Origin of the sequence: Candidatus Accumulibacter contiguus (genome assembly GCF_036625285.1) — a bacterium.
Taxonomy (GTDB): Bacteria; Pseudomonadota; Gammaproteobacteria; order Burkholderiales; family Rhodocyclaceae; genus Accumulibacter; species Accumulibacter contiguus.
In genome coordinates, this window is the sequence record NZ_JAZKUC010000003.1 from 201,764 (window position 1) to 219,227 (window position 17,464).

A 17,464-nucleotide genomic window follows, 5' to 3' on the forward strand; every position below is an offset into this window, starting at 1 on the left:
GGCGCAGGTTGCCAGCATGCGGGCTTGAGAGAAGCCCCCACGCGGGCTGGCTCTGGGTGAAGCCGTTCGCGAAGCATTCCGCCCAGGGCAAACTCGCCGTGCCTGAGGCGGGTCCCCTAATTGCAGACTTGCTTGTTATACAAGATTAACGGCGAACGGGCGACTTTTCGCTTTGGTCTCAAAAAGATAGTAGTTTGATGTTACATAATCTGTCAACGAGATTGGTGTGAGCGTGTGAGCGGGTGTGATTCGAAGAAAGTGATGCGCCAGTGAAATGATGTGAGGTGGCGTCGATTCACTGCAGGGGACTGGGTGCAGCCACCGTCACTGCCCACCAGGGGCCATGCGTGCGGCCCAACTGTGCGGCCCAGTACCAGGCGGAAACGTCGCTCCATTGTCCGCCGTCCGGAGAATGGATTCGCTCCGCCACTTCGAGCCGGGTGGCGCCACGGCTGGCGAGGTATCTCGACCAGCGTTGGTCGCCAACGCTCTGGATGGGCAGGGCTTCGACGCGGTAGCCGCTGGCCTTGAAGCAGTCGCTGCTGGGGTGGAGCTGGCGGCTCTCGCGGGTCACCCAGCGCAGAATGATCTCCCGCTGGCCGTCGGTGAAGCGTCCGACGCGGCCGGGAAAATCCTGCTGCAGGCGGTCTTCGAGAGGGGTCAGCGGCAAGGCGGTCAGCGGACGACCCTCGAAGCGGATCGGCCAGCCGGGAAAGGGCACGGCCGCCGGCGCGGCACGGCCGACTCCATGCGCCAAAGGTGCCAGAGCGGCGAGCAGGCAGATCAGTTGCGTAGGTCGGGTTGGCGCAGCGTAACCCGACATCCTGACGGGAAGGCATGCCGGTTCTGCGGATTGCGTCCGGTCGATGCGGTACAGCCCGTGGATGATCAGCAGCCCGGCCGCGAGGAACACGGACATGCCGGCGGCCGTGTGTACCCAGGCAGGCAGCACCAGCAGGCCGGTCTCCAGGTAGAACAGGGCGGCGGCGCGGACGGCATTGGCGGCGATGACGATGCACCCCGTCAGCGCGGCGGCGGCGAGCGTCTGCCGGGACGAGAAGCGGAACAGGGCGGCCGCCGCCGCCATCAGATACGCGCCCGCCCACAGCATGCGGATGCCGCTGCACGGGGCGTCGATGGCGATCTGCCGGCCATCCCAGAGCAACACCGCGCCCTCCAGCTCGACGGCCAGGCCGTTGAGTCGCAAGAGCGCGACGGCCAGCGATCCGGTCAGCACCCGCAGCGGGTAGCCGCAATAGAACTGCAGCGAAGCCGTCAGCGGCAGCGCCAGCAGGGCCAGCGCCGCGACCGGAAAATCGAGGCGCCGGCCGAGCCGCCAGGCACTGCCCAGCGCGGCCAGGGCGAGGGCGGCCAGGAGCGCGCGCAGGGACAGCGGCAGAGCGGCCAGGGTGGCTGCGGTATACAGCAGCAGCAATGCCGTTGGCAGGAGCAGGGGACGCTCGGGTGGCGATGCGGGGGCGGCTCGCCACAGGACGCCGATCGCCGTCGCCAGCGCCAGCAAGCCCCAGGGATCGTTGGAACCGTCGAAGCTGCCCCGGACATACCAGACGAGGATCGGCCAGCAGGCGATCGCCAGCGAGGCGAAGAGCACGCCGCCGGCGTGCTTTCGTACCATCACGCCGGGCGGGTCGGCCAGGCCTGCCGGCGGCGCAGCAGCAAACAGGCGAGGAGTACCAGCACCGTGGCGATCAGCATCCATTCCTCGGGCTCGGGAATGGTCGGGACGCTGCCCTTCTCGACCGGCCGCAGGCCAGCCTCATCGTATTGCTGGCTGGTCTCGAGAACGACGGCGCCGCTCACCGGGGTCACCAGATGGTAGCGCAAGGCGAGGTCGGTGGCGGCCTGCCGCCCGGGCTCTCCTTGTTCGAGAAGCCGCCTGATCTGATCGGCGGCCCACAGGCGCGCCAGGTGCCCGGAGGTTTTCGTGGCCGGATCGTGGACGATGGCCGCAGAAGCCAGTTGCTCGCGGTGGACGAGCGTTTCGGTGGTGCCCGGCGCCCAGGTGGTGAAGAGCCGCTCGAGGTCGGCCTGCAGGCCGTCGCTGCGGTTTGTCGGCAACACCGCCGGCAGCAGATCCAGGGCTTCGAGGACCTTGTTGGGACCCGGGATGACTTCGAGGGAGTACAGGCGCACCCGGCCAGGACGTCGCTCGGCGTACTGCAGCAGCGGTTCGACGCTTCCCAGCAGCATCGGCTGCGGGCCATGCAGCCAGAGGATGGCCGCGGGAGATCCGGCAGCCGCCCAGTCCCAGGCTCTGGCCAGGGCCTCCGGGTTATTCTGGCCACCGGCAAATTCGAGCCCCTGCAGGGCCTTGGCCGCCTGCTCCGCAGTCATCGCGCCGCTTGCCGTACTGGCGATGTCGGTGGCCGGAAAGAAGCCCAGCTCCAGCGCGCCAGGCAGACGCGCCAGCGCGGCGACGATTTCCCTGGCGGCGGGCGCCAGCGAGCTGGACGCATCGACCACCAGCGCCAGCCGCTGCGGCGGCTGCACGAGCTGTTCCTGGTAGCGCTGGACGATCACCCGGCCGGGGCCAGCGCCGGTATCGTCGCTCCAGACGGTGCGCAGCAGCGGATTCCGGGGAACGTCGATCCAGGTCGTCCGGCCGCCCAGTTTTTCGTTGTCGATCTCGCCGCGCAGGGCGTAGCCGGCATCGCTTACCCTTTCCGGGCGCAAGGGCTCGGCGCCGCTCAGCGGCGAGTCCGCTTCGAGCCAGACGGAATGGAAAAGCTTTGGCCCGATGTCGAAATTGCGCTCGCGAAAAGCCGGCAATTGCAGTCTGGCCAGCTTGCCGTCGCTGATCCGCAGCGGCACGGTGATGCCCAGGCGGATCTTCATCTCGCCAGCGTTGGGCGGGATGGGGAACATCTGGACCATCACCCGGTCCTGGCCGGCGGTGGTGACCAGCACCGGGTCCTGGCGGCGGCGGACCACTTTCTCGTAGGCCTGCCGGGTCTGGGCACGGGTACCGAAGGCCGCCTCTCGCTCCTCGCCATCGATCCACAGCGTCAGGCGCGATACCACGGCTCCCGCTGGCAGGGCGATCTGCGCCCGGCCTTCCTGCTGCCTCGTCGTGTCGTTCTGCAGGACCATCGTCCATTCCAGATAGGCCAGGCTGGCCTTGGCATCGACCGATCCGTCGATGCGCGAAGCCGCCAGGCGGACGCCGGTCAGGCGGCTACCCACCACGCGGCCGCCGATGTCTCGGTCGAAACCCCGCTGCCAATCGCGCAAACCCCGGATGGCCGGTTCCGGCAGGTCGTTGAAGGCCTGGCCGGTGACCTGGTAATAAACTTTTCTCGCCTCGATCGGGCTGACCGGATCGCCGAGGATGAGCAACAGGCCGATCAGGTCGGCAGACAAGCCAGTGCGCGAATAGCACAGATGCCGCAGCATTTCTTCGTTCCCGAGCGCGCGCAGCCAGCGGATGCCAGCCTGTCGAGATTCCACTTGTGCGCTGGTCGCCATCTGCACACCGATGCGCGTCAGGGTGAACGGCAGGTCGATGACGATCAGGGCCAGCATGGCCAGGACCCATCCCCGCCACGCCGCCGGAAGCCGGGCGCTGCCCTGATCGGTCAGGCGACGGTTGAGCAGCACGCGTCCCCGCCAGGCCGCCAGCAGCGACAACAGCGGCGCGAGCGGCAGCAGGCCGATACCGTAGAACAACACCATGAAGGGTGCGGCGGGCGTCAGCGGCAGATAGAGCAGTGCGTAGAAAGCGGCGATGCCCATCGCAACCGAGTGCAGCCAGGCCAGCGATGCGCTGGCGCGCACGCACGGCTGTGCCAACTCGACCAGTACCCAGGCATTGGCCAGCGGCACCAGAGCAATCAGCAAGCCATGCAAAAGACTCGGAATGGGGTCAAAAAAAGACTGTGCGCTGGCCTGGGTATAGGCCTCGTAAGCGAGGGTGAAAGCCGGCAGGATGACGCCCGCCAGCAGGATGAACCACCTGGACGATTTGTCCTGTTCGCGCCCGGGTGGTGGAAGCATGGCTTCCGGCACCCCGTGCCGTTCCTGATCCGGTATGCTCATGTTGCGCTCCCGTCGATGGCTTGTTCTTTTGCAGCCGTGACGCGGTTGCGGCCGCCGGCCTTGGAGCGGTAGAGCGCGTCGTCGGCGCGCTTGAGCAGCGCCTCGATGCGCACCTTCTCGTCTCCGCTGGTGCTGGATGTGCCCAGGCTGATCGTCACCTTGAGGTCGCACGCGCCATCACCCTCGATGCTGACCGGCGTGTCGGCAATGGCGTGCCGGAAGCGCTCGGCCGATTGCACCGCATCCCTGGCGTTGCAGGGGTAGAGCACGATCAGAAATTCTTCCCCGCCATAACGACCGAGGCTGTCACCCAGGCGTGTCTCGGCCTGCAGGCGGTGCGAAACCTGGCGCAATACCTCGTCGCCTGCCATGTGTCCATGGCTGTCGTTGATGATCTTGAAGAAATCGATGTCACAAATAATCACGCTCAGCGGTTCCCCGGTGCGCTTCGAGAGCGCCAGCGCGCTGCCGAGCCGCTCGATGATCGTCCCGCGGTTGAGGAGCCCGGTCAGCGCGTCGCGGGTGGCCTTGTTGATCAGGACCTCGGTCGCCTGCGTTCGCAGCCGGATGTCCCAGATACGTTCCGCGAAGTACGCGCCAAAGATGCGGATGAACTTGTGGTCGAGTTCATTGAACGGCTCGCGGCCTGCGGATACGCTCAGCAGGCCGATGCAAAGGCCCATACGCAGGAACGGCAGAATCAGGATCTCGCTTGGCGATCGGCCGGTGAGATGCCGGGGCGGCTCCGGTCCTGCGAGTGGATCGCCCAGGCGGACGAGACGCGGACGTTGCTGCTGCCAGTGATACTCGTCCCAGGGCGACAGCAGTGATTCCTTGCTGACGTACACCTGGCCATTGCATCCGTCGATGAGCTGCACCCCCTGCTCGTCTGCCACCACGAGTCGCCAGTTGGCGACGTTGGCGAAGTACTTCCATTGCCTGACGACGTGTTTTGCAATCTCGGCAATATCGTCGAGCGCATGCAGGTCGTCGAGCAGTCTGAACAGCGCCTCATAGCGAACGAGTTGTTCGGAAGCATGTTCAGTCTTCGGCGATCCGGCAGTCATGGTCGATTGCTGGCAAGACGGCAGATCCGGGTCACAGGATGGCGCGGTACTGCGGATCCAGGTCGAGCCGCAGCGAACTCGTGTAGACATTGAACATGGTGGCCATATCGATCACCGCGATGATCTCGCAAATCTCCTCCCTGGTGAACCCTTCCTCCATCAGTTCCTCGAAATCTTCGTCTTCCAGGCCGTTGGCATCGGCGACCACCTTGCTCGCGAAGCGGACGACATTCTGGTAGCAGCGCGGCAGCATGCAGGCGCTGTCGGATGCCAGGAAGGACTGCAGATCTGCAAAGGCCAATGCCTTGTCCAGGCTGAGTACGTTCTGCGCATGACAGGCGGAACAATAGCGCGCGCCGTGTCTGGCGGAAACGATGAAAACGATCATTTCCTTCAGCGGCAGCGGCAGGTTGCCGCTGAACAGGGTTCCCTTGGCTCGTTCCCAGTAGGCGCGCGCCAGCGCCTCGCTGTGGCCGAGGCTCTGGAGCCATATCGGCACTTCGGTCGCCCCGGTAGTTCGCATGAAATCATCATATACCGAACGGGTCGCCGGGGAAGCGTCTTCGTAGTCGGTGAGGGTATAGCGCTGCATTCGTGTGTCTCTCCGTAGTGGTCATGGGTGTGGCCAGGATCCGGTGCCATTTCACGATGAGGATCGAGTGACCACGCAGGCGTGCCCGCAGCCAAGCACCGGCGGTTGCTGTGGGCGCTTGCTGCAAGTCGCATCACCGGCTGCGCATGGCATGCTAAGGCGATGACCCGGAACCACTAAGTATCTGTCCAGAAATAACTTGTACAACTTATACGAGTAGGCGACGATCTCGTCATGAGTAATGACGAGCTAGTTGAAACGATCCGTAAGAAGTTCGAGCGCGTGTCCACGGTTTTGGATGAGCGGGGGCGTCGTGTGTGGGCGTTGGCGGAAGCCGAGGCGCTCGGTTACGGCGGACAAAGCATCGTCGCTAAAGCCACGGGGCTATCGCGAATGACGCTGTATTCGGAAAAATGCGGTCATGCCCAGGACGACCCGGCGGGTTCTCGTAGACACGTCCGAAAAGCAGGGGGTGGACGCAAGAAGCTGATCGAGCACGAGCCGACATTGCTCTCGGCGCTGGAAAGATTGGTGGAACCGACCACCCGGGGAGACCCTGAGAATCCTTTACGGTGGACCTGTCTGAGTACCCGTCAACTGGCGGCGGCCCTTGAACAACAAGGCCACCGGATTGGTCGTCAGACCGTAGCGGTTTTGCTGGATAAGTTGGGCTATAGCCTTCAGGGAAATCAAAAGACCAAGGAAGGCACCGTCCATCCGGACCGGGATGCTCAATTCCGTTACATTCACGGTCGAGTCGAGGATTTCCAACGACGGGGACAGCCTGTGGTTTCAGTCGATACCAAGAAAAAGGAACTCGTCGGGGACTTCAAAAATGGAGGCCGAGAGTGGCGCCCCAAAGGAAACCCCGAACCGGTTCGCGTTCATGACTTTATCGACAAGACCCTAGGCAAAGTGAATCCCTATGGCGTCTATGATCCAACGGCAAACACCGGTTGGGTTAGCGTTGGGGTCGATCATGACACCGCCGAGTTTGCGGTGGAAACGTTACGACGGTGGTGGGAAAAGATGGGACGAATTCGTTATCCCGGGGCTACCGAACTGTTGGTGACTGCGGATGGTGGTGGCAGCAATGGGGCGAGAGTACGGTTATGGAAGGTCGCTTTACAGCGTCTGGCCGACCAAACCGGCCTATGCATCTCGATCTGCCATTTTCCACCGGGAACTAGCAAATGGAATAAGATCGAACATCGGATGTTCAGCTACATCAGTATGAATTGGCGAGGAAAGCCTCTGGTCAGCCATGAGGTCATCGTCAATTTGATTGCTGCCACCACCACACAAGCAGGCCTAAAAATTGAGGCGGAGATGGATACCAACACCTACGCGAAAGGCATACACGTGACTGATGATGAACTCGATAAAGTTCACATAGAACGCTCCGAGTTTCATGGTGAATGGAACTACACCATCCGGCCATCGGTTTGAACTTGTACAACTTATTTCTGGACAGATACTAAATAACTACATCACGAATAGTCGCCACTATAGGACATGTAGGCCTGGTAAGCGGCGAACACCGCCAGGACCAGAAAGAATGCGCCGCTCAGCCGGTGCAGCAGGGCCAGTGGAATCCTTTGCAGGATGGTGCGGCCCGCCAGGATTCCCAGTGCCGAGGTCGTTGCCAGTGCCAGGGTGGCGCCCAGCCAGACGGCGGCCGGTGCGTGCACACTGCTCAGGGCAACGACGGCGAGTTGCGTCTTGTCACCGAATTCAGCCACCGTCAGCAACACGAAGGTAGTGAAGAAGATGCCATGGCCACTCTTCTCCTCGATTTCCTCCTCTTCATCGTCATCGTCGGCATGCAGGGCATGGATACCAAAAATGGCGAAGAGGATGGCCACCGTCGCGCTGACCACGTACTCCGGCAACCAACTGGCAATGGCGACGCCGAAAACGACGGCCAGGGTATTCAGCAGCGAAAATGCCGCCAGCGCGCCGAGCATCACCGGCATCGGCCGATGCCGCGAGGCCAGGGTCATGCATACCAGTTGACTCTTGTCGCCGATTTCGGCGGCGGCGATCAAGACAAAGCTGGTGGCTGCCATCGCCGACAGTTCGACGATGTTGCCAGTGCCCAATAGGGATGAGATGTGCGGCAGCAGGCCCTGTGGATCATCCATTCTGTTCTCCGGAGAAGTGTCGCTGAGAGGAGCCGACGTGGCTGAGCAATGCGGCGAAAAGTCCATGATTATAGCCTGCATGTCTTGGGAGACGTGCCGGGTCGATTGCTGCTTCAGCAATTCTCATTATGACCGAAGCAATGGGGGCGATCTGGTCGGAAAGCGCCTTTCTGCCGTCCATGAGAGGGGTTTGGCCCATAAATTTTGCCGATTTCCATGCGCTCGCTGGGGAAGCAGAAGGCCTCGTTGGCCAAAATGAGAATTGCTGTTGCTGCTTCATTCTGCAAGCAAATGCGCTCCGTCATCTGTTGGTCGGCCGATTGCATTGCTCACCCCAACCTGCGCGGGGGTGTCGCTCCTGACTTGCTCAGGCGTCGATTTGCCGCTCGCGCAGCCAGCGCCCGAAGACCGGGACGAGCAGTTCGCCGTTGTCGCCGGTGATCTGGCGGCGGCGCAGGGCGGGCAGCGAAACGCCTGCGGGTGGCAGGGCCTGCCCCTGGGCGGCGTCCAGCACGACGGCCTGCGCCGTCGTGCCGAGGTCGCCCCAGACGTTGCGGAAGTAATAGCCGGCCTGATCGAGCACGTCGTCTTCGACGGCGGCGAGGTCGGCTTGCGTCGCCGACCTGCGCTTGTCGTCGTTGAGGCGGTCGACGAGCAGCGATCCGTAGAGCTGCGTCAGGTAGGGCTGGCCGCCGGTGCGGTCGACAGCGGCTTCGGCGACGACGAGCGGAATCGTTTCCGGCGGGAATTCGTCGATCGGGCGGGTCAGCAGGCCGACTGCGGTCGGGCGGTCGAGGTGACCGATGCGGATTTCGCGCAGGTTGATGAAGTGATCGTTCCACAGCGCGTCGAGTTCGTCGAAAGGCGCCGCGCCGGCGACGAGCAGGCGGACGCGGCGGCGGTGCTGGATCGTCGCGCGCAGCAGCCCCATGAACTGCAGCAGGTCCTGCCCCTGGCCGGGGAAGAGGCTCGCGAGACGTTCGAACTCGTCGATGCAGATCAGTACCCGCGGCACGGCGGTGAAGTTTTCGAGCGCGTCGAGCCAGACGCGTAGCGCCTCGATCGGCGGGCCCTCGGGAAACGCCGGCAGTTGGAGGCGGCGGTCCTGATCCGCCTGAACGCGCGCCTGCTCGGCGAGCGCGCGGTAGAAGGCGAGCGGCGTCGTCGCCGGATTGTCCTGCAGGTCGAAGAGAACGATCTGCGTATCCGGCAGCATCAGTCGAAACATGTTCAGGAGCGAGGACTTGCCGCAGCGGCGCGGGCCGATCAGTGCCAGCGAGGTGCTGTTCTGCTGATGCCCGAGCAAACCCTCGATCTGGCGCACGACCGCCTCGCGGCCGCGGAAGATCTGTCGGCCCCAGTGCATGCTGCCGGAGATCGGGTTGGTGGTGACGAAGGGATTGGGCAGCGTCTCGGCTGCGGCTTGCGCGGTTCGTTCACGCAGGAGGGCCAGCGCGCGGCGGTAGGTGGCGAGCGTGTCGGGAACGAAACGGGCCAACGGCTCGCGCGACTGCAGGCGCTGGATGTCGGTCGCGGCGAGTTGCTGCTCTGCCTCGTTCAGGTGCTGCTGCGCGAGGTGCGGCAGGTAGGTACTGTCGGCAGCTGCGAGAAAGCGCGCCGCTTCGGCCAAGGCGCGGAGTAAGTTGCTGTCGGTATCCCGGCCGGGCAGCCAGCGGCCTTTGAGCGAGAGCGCGGCGGTGAAATTGAAGGTCTCGATCAGCTTGCCGATTTCGCGTGCCTGCAATTCGGCAAGCGCGGTTCCGCCGACTTTCCGTTGGCCCGGAGCGATGGCGCAGGCTTCGAGGACCCGGCTTACCAGGTCGGTGTCGGCGTCGGCCGCCCCGACGATGTGTCGGGCGAGGAAGGGGAGCGGCAAGTAGCTCAGATCGTGGAAAAGGACCGGTGAGTAGCGTAGCGCACGGGCTGGTGTCCTGCCGCCGGCAAGATAGAGCGCGCACTGCACCAGACATTCCACGGGATACAGCGGCAGGCCCAACAAGGTGGCGACGCCCATTGCGCCAACCAATACGCCAGGCCCGCCGAGAACCACTACGCCGCCCACAGCTACCGCTAAGCTGCCCCGAGCGCCAAACGCGACGCCGAACCCTACGCCGCCCGCTACGCCTACGCCTACGCCGTACGGTATGCCGAACAGTAACATCAAGCGGACCGCGCCGATAGCGGCTTCCGATCCGGTTATCAAGCTCACTACCCCGAAGAGCATACCGTACGCTACACAGAACGCTGCGGCGCCCACTGACGGCACGGCAATCACTGCCACTACGCCGCAGGCTACGGCCGCCAGTTTGTGCAGCGCTATGGGCACAATCGGCAGTTGCAGCGCCCAGATTTGGTCAATCATCACCAGCGGCACGAAGTCGACGAAAGGGAGTAGCGAGAGTGCTAGGAGTCTCTTGAAATAATCCCTGTAGGCTGGGCTGAGCTGGCGATATCGGCGCCACCAAGTCCAACCAGAAATGCCGATCCGGTCAATGCCTACCGCCTTTAGGCAATGATGCAAGTGCACCGGCTGCATGAAGAGCATCCATGCAAAGTGCCAGTAGCCCGGCAGGGCAGGTGTCCGGTCGGTCATTCCTGCCGAGCCAGCCATTCGCCGAGCACCCGGCCGAAGACCTGGCCGTCGTCGAGCAGACCGCGGCGCGTCAGCGCGCCATCCGTTTCCCGCATCGCTCCTCGGCCGGCGTCGGCCAGGAGCCGCTGCTCGCGCCTGGGCAAGGCGCGCCAGCACTCGCCCAGACGCTGAAAGGCGTTCTCCTGGAACTGGTCGAGCGCTTCCTGCGTGCTCTCGCCATGGCGCCGCGCGTCCCACAGGTAATGGCCGAGCAGGCAGAGGTAGAAGGGATGGCGCCCGGCCCACTCGCGCATCGTTCGGCCGTCGGCGGCCGACAGCACGCCGTCGCCGAGGCCGATCAGGGCGTCGACTCCCGCCGCTTCGAGCAGTCCGACACGCTGCACCTCGAGCCGGTTGAGCAGCGGCGAAGTGAGATGGTCCTCGCGCGGGATGTCGCCGATTTCGTGGCGCGTCGCCAACACCAGGCAGATTCGCCCGAGCATGCCGCGCAGGCGCTCGAAGAAGCGGTGCGGCAGGTGCGAGAGTACGCGTTCGGCCTCGTCGATCAACAGCAGCGGCGCCAGCCGGCCGGGCGCCCGGTCGACCCAGTCGGACAAGGCAGCGGCGGCTTCGTCGGCGGCAAGGTCGGCGCAGGCCATCCCGCTGACCGCCTCGACGAGAGCGCCGCACGACCCGGCCTCCGGCCCCTCGCCGCTGAGCACGCTGACGATGCGCCCGCCCTGCCGTGCGCGTTGCGCCCAGGTTTGCAGAATCGACGACTTGCCGATGCGTGCGTCGCCGACCAGCGAAACGCTGCCGCCGCGATCCAGCGCGTTTTGCAGCTTGCGCAGCAAGCGGTCCCGGCCGAAGAAGCGTGGCGGAGTGGCTGGCGTCCAGGGGTCGAATGGATTCTCCGCGGGCGACGGGTCGGTCACGCCTTGCCGGTCGGCGGCAACCGGTCGACCGGGCTTTGTTCCGGTGATTCCCCAGACGAGCTCCCCGAGATTGTCGTCGTTCAACGCTGGGCGCAGGTCTACGCACTTGCGGATCGCAAGAAACAGCGGCAGGTCCGGTTCACCCGGCGCGTCAGCGAGGAGGACCGGGATGACCGGGCGTTTGTCGCGCACGGCAAGCCTCAGCGCTGCCTGAATCTCCTCATCTTCCCAAGGCCCCAGACCATTCTTGCCAATGATGGCGGCAATGCTCCGGCAACCCCGGATCGCCGCCTCAAGTCGCGGTTGCCAGTGTTCTCCCGGCCGCAATTCGTCGTCGTCGAGCCAGACAGCCAGGCCGTGGCGTTCGAGCGCCGCTTTCAGTTCGCGAACCGCCGGCTTGTCGCGGCTGTTGTGGCTCAGGAAAACGTCGAAGTGGACGGGTTGATCGGCTGTGGCGGTCATCGGGCGGTTGGCGTCGGGAAATGGCAAGGGATCGGGCGATCTGTCTACACCCCGAAGTATCTGCGGGTTTTCCCGTCGGGGTCAATGCAGAACCTGGTCGCATCAGCTCCGGTCCCGACAGGTCGCGCGGCAGCCTGACTTCAATCGCGTCTATCCCGAGTACATCCGGCCGGCGCTGGAGGCGGCGGGCCTCGAGGTCTTCCGGGCTGACGAGGACACCCGCGCCGGCGATATCCGGACCGACATTCCTTGTCCGCCTGTGGAATGGTGGTGGCGGCGACGGGCCGGGCGGCACCGCGCACATGTACAGTGAAGCGCCGCACCGGACGGGTGAGCTGGCTCGATACGCGCACCCTGTGGTGAGCGAGCCGCGCGTACCGGCACCCGCGCGACGCGGCATTCGCTAGAACGGCGGCGGGCAGGAGAACGCCATCGGCCGGACCGTCTCGGGGTGCGCGAAGGCCAGGGACTCGGCGTGCAGCAGCAGGCGTTGACCGGCGCCGCAGGCGACGCCGCCAGCCTGGGCGTAGAGTCCGTCACCGACGATTGGATGACCGATCGCCAGCAGATGTACGCGCAACTGGTGGGTGCGACCCGTATCCGGCCACAGCGCCAGGCGCGTGGTGTTGGCGACCGGATCATGGCTCAGCACCTGGTAACGCGTCCGGGAGGGCTTGCCGGCCAGCGGGTCGACCTTCTGGCGGGGGCGGTTGGGCCAGTCGGCAGCGAGCGGCAGGTCGATTTCGCCGCTGGCCAGCGCCGGCAGGCCACGGACAACCGCCACATATCGCTTGTCGACCTGACGGTTGGCGAACTGGGTACTCAGCCGTCGCTGCATCGTCTTGCCGCGTGCCAGGACCAGCAGGCCCGAGGTGGCCATGTCCAGGCGATGGACGATCAGCGCTTCCGGGTAGGCTGCCTGCACGCGCCGGGCGAGGCAGTCCTGTTTTTCCTCGCCACGGCCGGGAACCGAGAGCAGGCCCGCTGGCTTGTTTGCCACCAGCAGTGACGCGTCGAAGTAGACGATGGCGAGTCCGTCGTCGCGTGGCGCGGGGCAGGTTAGGGCGGCAAGGGCGGGGGTACGGGTGAGGCGCATGTCGGCGGGTGGTGGTCAGAATTGGCAAGCGAATTGTCGCGTCTCCGCCGGAAGACGGTGACGGACCCAGCCCGGCACCAGCGCGTGAATTGCCGGCTACGGGATGCCCTGGCCGGGATTCTCGCCCGAATCATGACCGGCAACGAGGGCGAAGCAGGCAAACCCTCAAGCGGCGGCAAAGCTGATCCAGCGCAGGTAGTCGGCGGAAACGATCCGTCACTCCTGATGATCCCGCGGAGGTGCACGGCTTCCACCATGCTTCGGTGCACGAAGCCGTCATCAGTGCGGTCGACTACCGGCAACTCCCAGGCGACTCGCCACCTCCCGCAGCCTCTTGTCACGTGTCCACAGCGATGCGCCCGGCGTCAGACGCACAGCAGCAAGCAGGTGGGCGTCGACGTAGCCAATGCCGAGTCCGTACAGTTGGTGGCTTGCGATGAAGCGCATTACCTCGGCGTCGGTGGCTGTGTTGGCCTGCGGCAGATCCTGCAGGGCCACCAGGATGACTTGCCGCCCCAGCAAGTTGCCGAGCGCCAGCTCGCCGATGACGAACGGGTGGCTGAGGACGCGACCGGCCTGCAGATGTTCCTTCAACCCGGCGTCGTCGCTGCGCAGGTGATCGATCCAGACCGAGGTGTCGACCAGGATCACGCCGGCTCCGTTTGCCGCCTCGGTACATCGGACAGTGCGGGTTCGCTACCGCCGAGCAGCGCCAGGCGACGGGCGCTTTCACGCTCGACCAGGGCTTTCAGTGCTTCCTTGACCAAGGCGGACTTTTCGCCAATGCCGGTCAGCGCCTGGGCCTTGGCGATCAACACGTCATCGAGGGCGAGGGTTGTGCGCATGCGATTTCTTCCTGGGTGGTTTGTGCGCAGTTTAGCATCGTTTGATGTCGATGTGCATGCTTCGTCGGTCGGGCGTGGGCGTGGGCATAGGCGACGGCGTGCGGGAAGGATGCGCTGGAAAGGCTCGGTGGCGGAAATCGGGAGAAGTGACCGACTGGTCCCGCCACCGGTCGGCCGGCGCAACACCCGGCAATTCCATTACACTTGCGCATTTTGTCGGCGCCGCAGGCGCCAGCCCGGCCGCGCCGGGCTTGCCAGCAACGAATCTCTACAGGAGAAGCACGTGAGTATCGCCATTCCCCCCTTGACGACGATTGCCATCGAGTTCGCGGAAGGGATCGCCGAGATCCGGCTGAATCGTCCCGAACGTTCGAACGCGATGAACGAGGCGATGTGGCAGGAACTGCGCACGGCCTTCGACTGGGCGGACGCGACAGCCGAGGTGCGCGTCGCGATCCTGAGCGGCGCCGGGCGGAACTTCTGTGCCGGTATCGATCTGGCGATGCTGGCGGGGGTCGGCCAGGCGGTCGCGCATCGCGACCCGGCACGCAGCCGCGAGGCGCTGCGCCGACTGATCCTCGATCTCCAGGATTGCCTGTCGACGGTCGAGCGTTGCCGCAAACCGGTACTGGCGGCGATTCAGGGCGCCTGCATCGGGGGCGCGATCGATCTGGTGACCTGCTGTGACATGCGTTACGCGGCGGCCGAGGTGCAGTTTTCGGTGCGCGAGATCGATGTCGGCATGACCGCCGATGTCGGCACCCTGCAGCGTCTGCCGCGGCTCATCCCGGATGGCGTCGCGCGCGAGCTGGCCTACACCGGCCGCAGTGTCGATGGCGCCGAGGCGAAGGCGATCGGGCTCGTCAATCAGGTCTACGCGACCCCCGAGACGCTGCTCGACGGGGTTCGCGCGATTGCCCGCCGCATCGCCGCGAAATCGCCGCTGGCCATCCGCGGCACCAAGGAGATGCTCAACTACGGCCGCGACCATTCGGTGGCCGATGGGCTGAACTACGTCGCCACCTGGAACGCGGCGATGCTGATCTCCGCCGACCTCGACGAAACGCTGGCGGCGATGCGCGAGCAGCGTCCGCCACGCTTCCTCGACTGACCGGCGCTGCCGGCGGCATGCAGACGTTTGTCCATCACGTTGAACTGGCCGCACCGCTCTTCGTCCTGGTGCTCGTCGGCTATGTGCTGATGCGCGGTTTCGCCTGGCCGCAGGCGATGTCCGACCACCTGTCGCGCTTCGTTTTTTCGGTCGCTCTGCCGGCGATGCTGTTTCGCCTGATGAGCGACTTTTCGCAGCTGCCGCCGGTCGATGCGCGGCTGCTGATCGCCTTCTTCGGCGGCTGCCTGATCGTCTTCGTGCTTGGCCGTCTGCTCGCCTGGAAGCTCTTTGCGCTGGACGGCGTCGGGCAATCGGTTTTTGCCCTGGGCGGGGTGTTCTCGAACAACGTGCTGCTCGGCCTGCCGCTGGCGAAGATCGCCCTCGGCGATGCGGCGGTTCCGTCGGTGGCGCTGGTGCTGGTCTTCAACGCGCTGATCCTGTGGACGCTGCTGACGGTGTCGATCGAGTGGGCGCAGCATGGCAGCTTCTCGCTGCACGGTTTCGCCCAGACGGCGCGCGGCGTGCTGACCAATCCGATCGTTGCCGCCATCCTCGCGGGCACGCTCTTCGGACTGACCGGCGTGCCGCTGCCCGCTCTCGTCGCCCAGCCGCTGGCCATGGTCGGCCAGGCGGCGGCGCCGATGGCGCTGGTCGCTCTCGGCATGGGACTCGCCGAGTACGGGGTGCGTGATGGTTGGCGGATCAGCGTCGCCATTGCGCTCATGAAGCTGATCGTCCAGCCGCTGGTTGTCTGGCTGCTGGCGCGTCTGATCGGACTGCCGCCGATGGAAACGCGGGTCGTCGTCCTGCTGGCGTCGCTGGCGGTCGGCGTCAACGTCTATCTGATGTCGCGCCAGTTCAACACCCTGGAAGCGCCTGTGGCGAGTAGCCTGGTGCTGTCCACCGCGCTGGCGGCACTGACGACACCGTTGGCGTTGGCGCTGACCGGTGCTTGAGTTGCCGGGGGGGCGGGCCGGCGACCGAGAGAAAGCCTGGGGTCACCCATTAGAGTGTGTCCTCAATTCCCATGGGTAGTCGTTCGCCGGATCCCCGCCGCTCGCCGCCTGCTGCCACGTCCATTCGGTCGGCAAGCGCACCGGATAGCCGAGAAGTGGTGTGGTTGGTGGTGTGACCCCGATTATGCCCCGCCTGGCGCCCGCGCACGATGGACCAGCGCGGAATAATGCGGCACCATGGCTCGCTCGTGGCGGGCCGGCGGAACGCCGGTGCTTGCACCGCATCGACCCCCAGGCCGGCTCGTCATTCGCCTGCGCCGACGGCATGCGCTCGGACGCGAGCGCCGCTGCCCCGCGGCGTGCGTGCCGGCAAGTCAAGCGCATCGGCAACAGGAGGAATCAAGGATGGGACCTCGGGTTTTGGCGATTACCCCGGAAATCAGCCAGGTCGGCGGGCCGGGCCTGACGCACGGCAACGATGCGGCGGTCTACCTCGTCCACTTCGGCGAGCATCTCGCACCCTGCCCGGTCGATGTCCGGCTCGCCGACGGCGAGCGTTTTTTTCTTGGCCAGCGATCGCTTCAGGCACTCCATCTGCCGGGGCACTCGCCCGGCTCGGTCGCCTACGTGGTCGAATCGGACGGTCGGCGAGTCGTTTTCGCCCAGGACGTGCATGGACCTCTGCACCTCTGGGGAGCGCAGACGCAACGCTCCCTCAAGTTTTTTCGCGATTGGCCGCGAGCGCATGCCGACGGAGATCATCCACGCGCTGTTGCTGATCAAGCGCGCCGCGGCGCAGGCCAATAGCGCGCTTGGCGAGATCGATGCGGCGATCGCCGTGGCCATCGTTGCAGGCCGCCGACGAAATCCTCGCCGGCCAGTGGCCCGATGAATTTCCGCTGTCGGTCTGGCAGACCGGCTCCGGTACGCAGACCCACATGAACGTCAATGAGGTGCTGGCCAACCGTGCCTCGGAGTTGCTCGGCGGGCCGCGCGGCATCGGCCGGCTGGTGCATCCCAACGACCACGTCAATTGCGGGCAGTCCTCCAACGACGTCTTTCCGACGGCCATGCACATCGCCGGCGTGCTGCTCGTCGAACAGCGCGTGCTGCCGGCGCTCGACATGCTGGCGGCGACGCTGCGGGTGAAGGCGGAAGCGTTCAGTGGCATCGTCAAGATCGGCCGCACGCATCTGCAGGATGCCACGCCGCTCACCCTCGGGCAGGAGTTTTCCGGTTACGTCGAGCAATTGCGCATCGCGCGCGCGGCCATGGCGATGACCCTGCCCGGCCTGTATGCCCTGGCGCTCGGCGGCACGGCGGTGGGCACGGGTCTCAATGCGCATCCGGATTTTGCCACGCGCGCGATCGCCGAAATTGCGCGTCACAGCGGCTTGCCTTTCGTTGCCGCCGGCAACTATTTCGCGGCTCTGGCCGGTCACGAGCCGCTGGTCATGGCGCACGGCGCCCTGAAGACGCTGGCTACGGCGCTGAGCAAGATCGCCAACGACCTGCGCTGGCTGGGCAGCGGTCCGCGCTGCGGCATCGGCGAGTTGCGTCTGCCGGAGAATGAACCGGGCAGTTCGATCATGCCCGGCAAGGTCAACCCGACGCAATGCGAGGCGCTG

The 17,464-nt window shown here is 65.2% G+C and carries 13 protein-coding genes and 1 pseudogene; 4 read left to right on the forward strand and 10 right to left on the reverse strand.

Going from position 1 to position 17,464, the window contains the following annotated elements; all coding sequences use genetic code 11:
- Positions 1–295: 295 nt before the first annotated feature.
- The 4 genes from V5B59_RS25950 to V5B59_RS25965 are packed head-to-tail and all read right to left on the reverse strand — an operon-like array spanning position 296 to position 5,715.
- The gene (locus V5B59_RS25950) at positions 296–1,720 is read right to left on the reverse strand and encodes an archaeosortase/exosortase family protein (protein ID WP_169071497.1); all 1,425 of its coding nucleotides are present in this window, start codon (positions 1,718–1,720) and stop codon (positions 296–298) included.
- The gene (locus tag V5B59_RS25955; RefSeq protein ID WP_169071498.1) at positions 1,636–4,056 is read right to left on the reverse strand and encodes a VIT domain-containing protein; all 2,421 of its coding nucleotides are present in this window, start codon (positions 4,054–4,056) and stop codon (positions 1,636–1,638) included. Before V5B59_RS25955 ends, V5B59_RS25950 begins: the two co-directional genes overlap by 85 nt.
- Entirely contained in the window at positions 4,053–5,123 is a 1,071-nt protein-coding gene (locus V5B59_RS25960; protein ID WP_169071499.1) for a GGDEF domain-containing protein, read from the reverse strand. The genes V5B59_RS25955 and V5B59_RS25960 overlap by 4 nt, the downstream gene beginning before the upstream one ends.
- A gap of 31 nt (positions 5,124–5,154) precedes the next feature.
- The gene (locus V5B59_RS25965; RefSeq protein WP_034911473.1) at positions 5,155–5,715 is read right to left on the reverse strand and encodes a carboxymuconolactone decarboxylase family protein; all 561 of its coding nucleotides are present in this window, start codon (positions 5,713–5,715) and stop codon (positions 5,155–5,157) included.
- Between the two features lie 234 nt (positions 5,716–5,949).
- On the opposite strand from V5B59_RS25965, the gene V5B59_RS25970 reads away from it, so the two are divergent.
- Positions 5,950–7,164, forward strand: a complete 1,215-nt coding sequence (locus V5B59_RS25970; protein WP_332351424.1) for an ISAzo13 family transposase — start codon at positions 5,950–5,952, stop codon at positions 7,162–7,164.
- Positions 7,165–7,205: 41 nt separating this feature from the next.
- Here V5B59_RS25970 and V5B59_RS25975 read toward each other — a convergent pair whose 3' ends face one another.
- The 6 genes from V5B59_RS25975 to V5B59_RS26000 form a co-directional block, all read right to left on the reverse strand.
- Positions 7,206–7,859 (reverse strand): TMEM165/GDT1 family protein, encoded by a 654-nt coding sequence (locus tag V5B59_RS25975; RefSeq protein ID WP_034911471.1) that lies wholly within the window; start codon positions 7,857–7,859, stop codon positions 7,206–7,208.
- Positions 7,860–8,226: 367 nt separating this feature from the next.
- Positions 8,227–10,404: an ATP-binding protein gene (locus tag V5B59_RS25980; protein ID WP_332352535.1), complete on the reverse strand. Its 2,178-nt coding sequence runs from the start codon at positions 10,402–10,404 to the stop codon at positions 8,227–8,229.
- A 44-nt stretch (positions 10,405–10,448) separates the two neighbouring features.
- The gene (locus V5B59_RS25985) at positions 10,449–11,828 is read right to left on the reverse strand and encodes a toll/interleukin-1 receptor domain-containing protein (protein WP_169069749.1); all 1,380 of its coding nucleotides are present in this window, start codon (positions 11,826–11,828) and stop codon (positions 10,449–10,451) included.
- A gap of 403 nt (positions 11,829–12,231) precedes the next feature.
- The gene (locus V5B59_RS25990; protein WP_169069750.1) at positions 12,232–12,924 is read right to left on the reverse strand and encodes an RluA family pseudouridine synthase; all 693 of its coding nucleotides are present in this window, start codon (positions 12,922–12,924) and stop codon (positions 12,232–12,234) included.
- A 279-nt stretch (positions 12,925–13,203) separates the two neighbouring features.
- Positions 13,204–13,575 (reverse strand): type II toxin-antitoxin system VapC family toxin, encoded by a 372-nt coding sequence (locus tag V5B59_RS25995; RefSeq protein ID WP_169069751.1) that lies wholly within the window; start codon positions 13,573–13,575, stop codon positions 13,204–13,206.
- Positions 13,572–13,769 (reverse strand): type II toxin-antitoxin system VapB family antitoxin, encoded by a 198-nt coding sequence (locus V5B59_RS26000; protein ID WP_034911136.1) that lies wholly within the window; start codon positions 13,767–13,769, stop codon positions 13,572–13,574. The genes V5B59_RS25995 and V5B59_RS26000 overlap by 4 nt, the downstream gene beginning before the upstream one ends.
- 295 nt (positions 13,770–14,064) lie before the next feature.
- Here V5B59_RS26000 and V5B59_RS26005 point away from each other — a divergent pair, with 295 nt between their 5' ends.
- The 3 genes and pseudogenes from V5B59_RS26005 to V5B59_RS26015 all read left to right on the forward strand — a co-directional run.
- Positions 14,065–14,880 carry a crotonase/enoyl-CoA hydratase family protein gene (locus V5B59_RS26005; RefSeq protein ID WP_372703541.1) on the forward strand — a complete coding sequence of 272 codons (816 nt, stop codon included), beginning with the start codon at positions 14,065–14,067 and terminating at the stop codon, positions 14,878–14,880.
- Positions 14,881–14,897: 17 nt separating this feature from the next.
- Entirely contained in the window at positions 14,898–15,836 is a 939-nt protein-coding gene (locus V5B59_RS26010) for an AEC family transporter (protein ID WP_332352536.1), read from the forward strand.
- A 627-nt stretch (positions 15,837–16,463) separates the two neighbouring features.
- Positions 16,464–17,464 (forward strand): annotated as a pseudogene (locus V5B59_RS26015) (lyase family protein); the annotation flags it as partial.

Coding starts and splice junctions, on each gene's coding strand:
- V5B59_RS25950 (WP_169071497.1), bottom strand. CDS start 1,720: ATGGATGCTGATCGCCACGGTGCTGGTACTCCTCGCCTGTTTGCTGCT.
- V5B59_RS25955 (WP_169071498.1), bottom strand. CDS start 4,056: ATGAGCATACCGGATCAGGAACGGCACGGGGTGCCGGAAGCCATGCTT.
- V5B59_RS25960 (WP_169071499.1), bottom strand. CDS start 5,123: ATGACTGCCGGATCGCCGAAGACTGAACATGCTTCCGAACAACTCGTT.
- V5B59_RS25965 (WP_034911473.1), bottom strand. CDS start 5,715: ATGCAGCGCTATACCCTCACCGACTACGAAGACGCTTCCCCGGCGACC.
- V5B59_RS25970 (WP_332351424.1), top strand. CDS start 5,950: ATGAGTAATGACGAGCTAGTTGAAACGATCCGTAAGAAGTTCGAGCGC.
- V5B59_RS25975 (WP_034911471.1), bottom strand. CDS start 7,859: ATGGATGATCCACAGGGCCTGCTGCCGCACATCTCATCCCTATTGGGC.
- V5B59_RS25980 (WP_332352535.1), bottom strand. CDS start 10,404: ATGCTCTTCATGCAGCCGGTGCACTTGCATCATTGCCTAAAGGCGGTA.
- V5B59_RS25985 (WP_169069749.1), bottom strand. CDS start 11,828: ATGACCGCCACAGCCGATCAACCCGTCCACTTCGACGTTTTCCTGAGC.
- V5B59_RS25990 (WP_169069750.1), bottom strand. CDS start 12,924: ATGCGCCTCACCCGTACCCCCGCCCTTGCCGCCCTAACCTGCCCCGCG.
- V5B59_RS26000 (WP_034911136.1), bottom strand. CDS start 13,769: ATGCGCACAACCCTCGCCCTCGATGACGTGTTGATCGCCAAGGCCCAG.
- V5B59_RS26010 (WP_332352536.1), top strand. CDS start 14,898: ATGCAGACGTTTGTCCATCACGTTGAACTGGCCGCACCGCTCTTCGTC.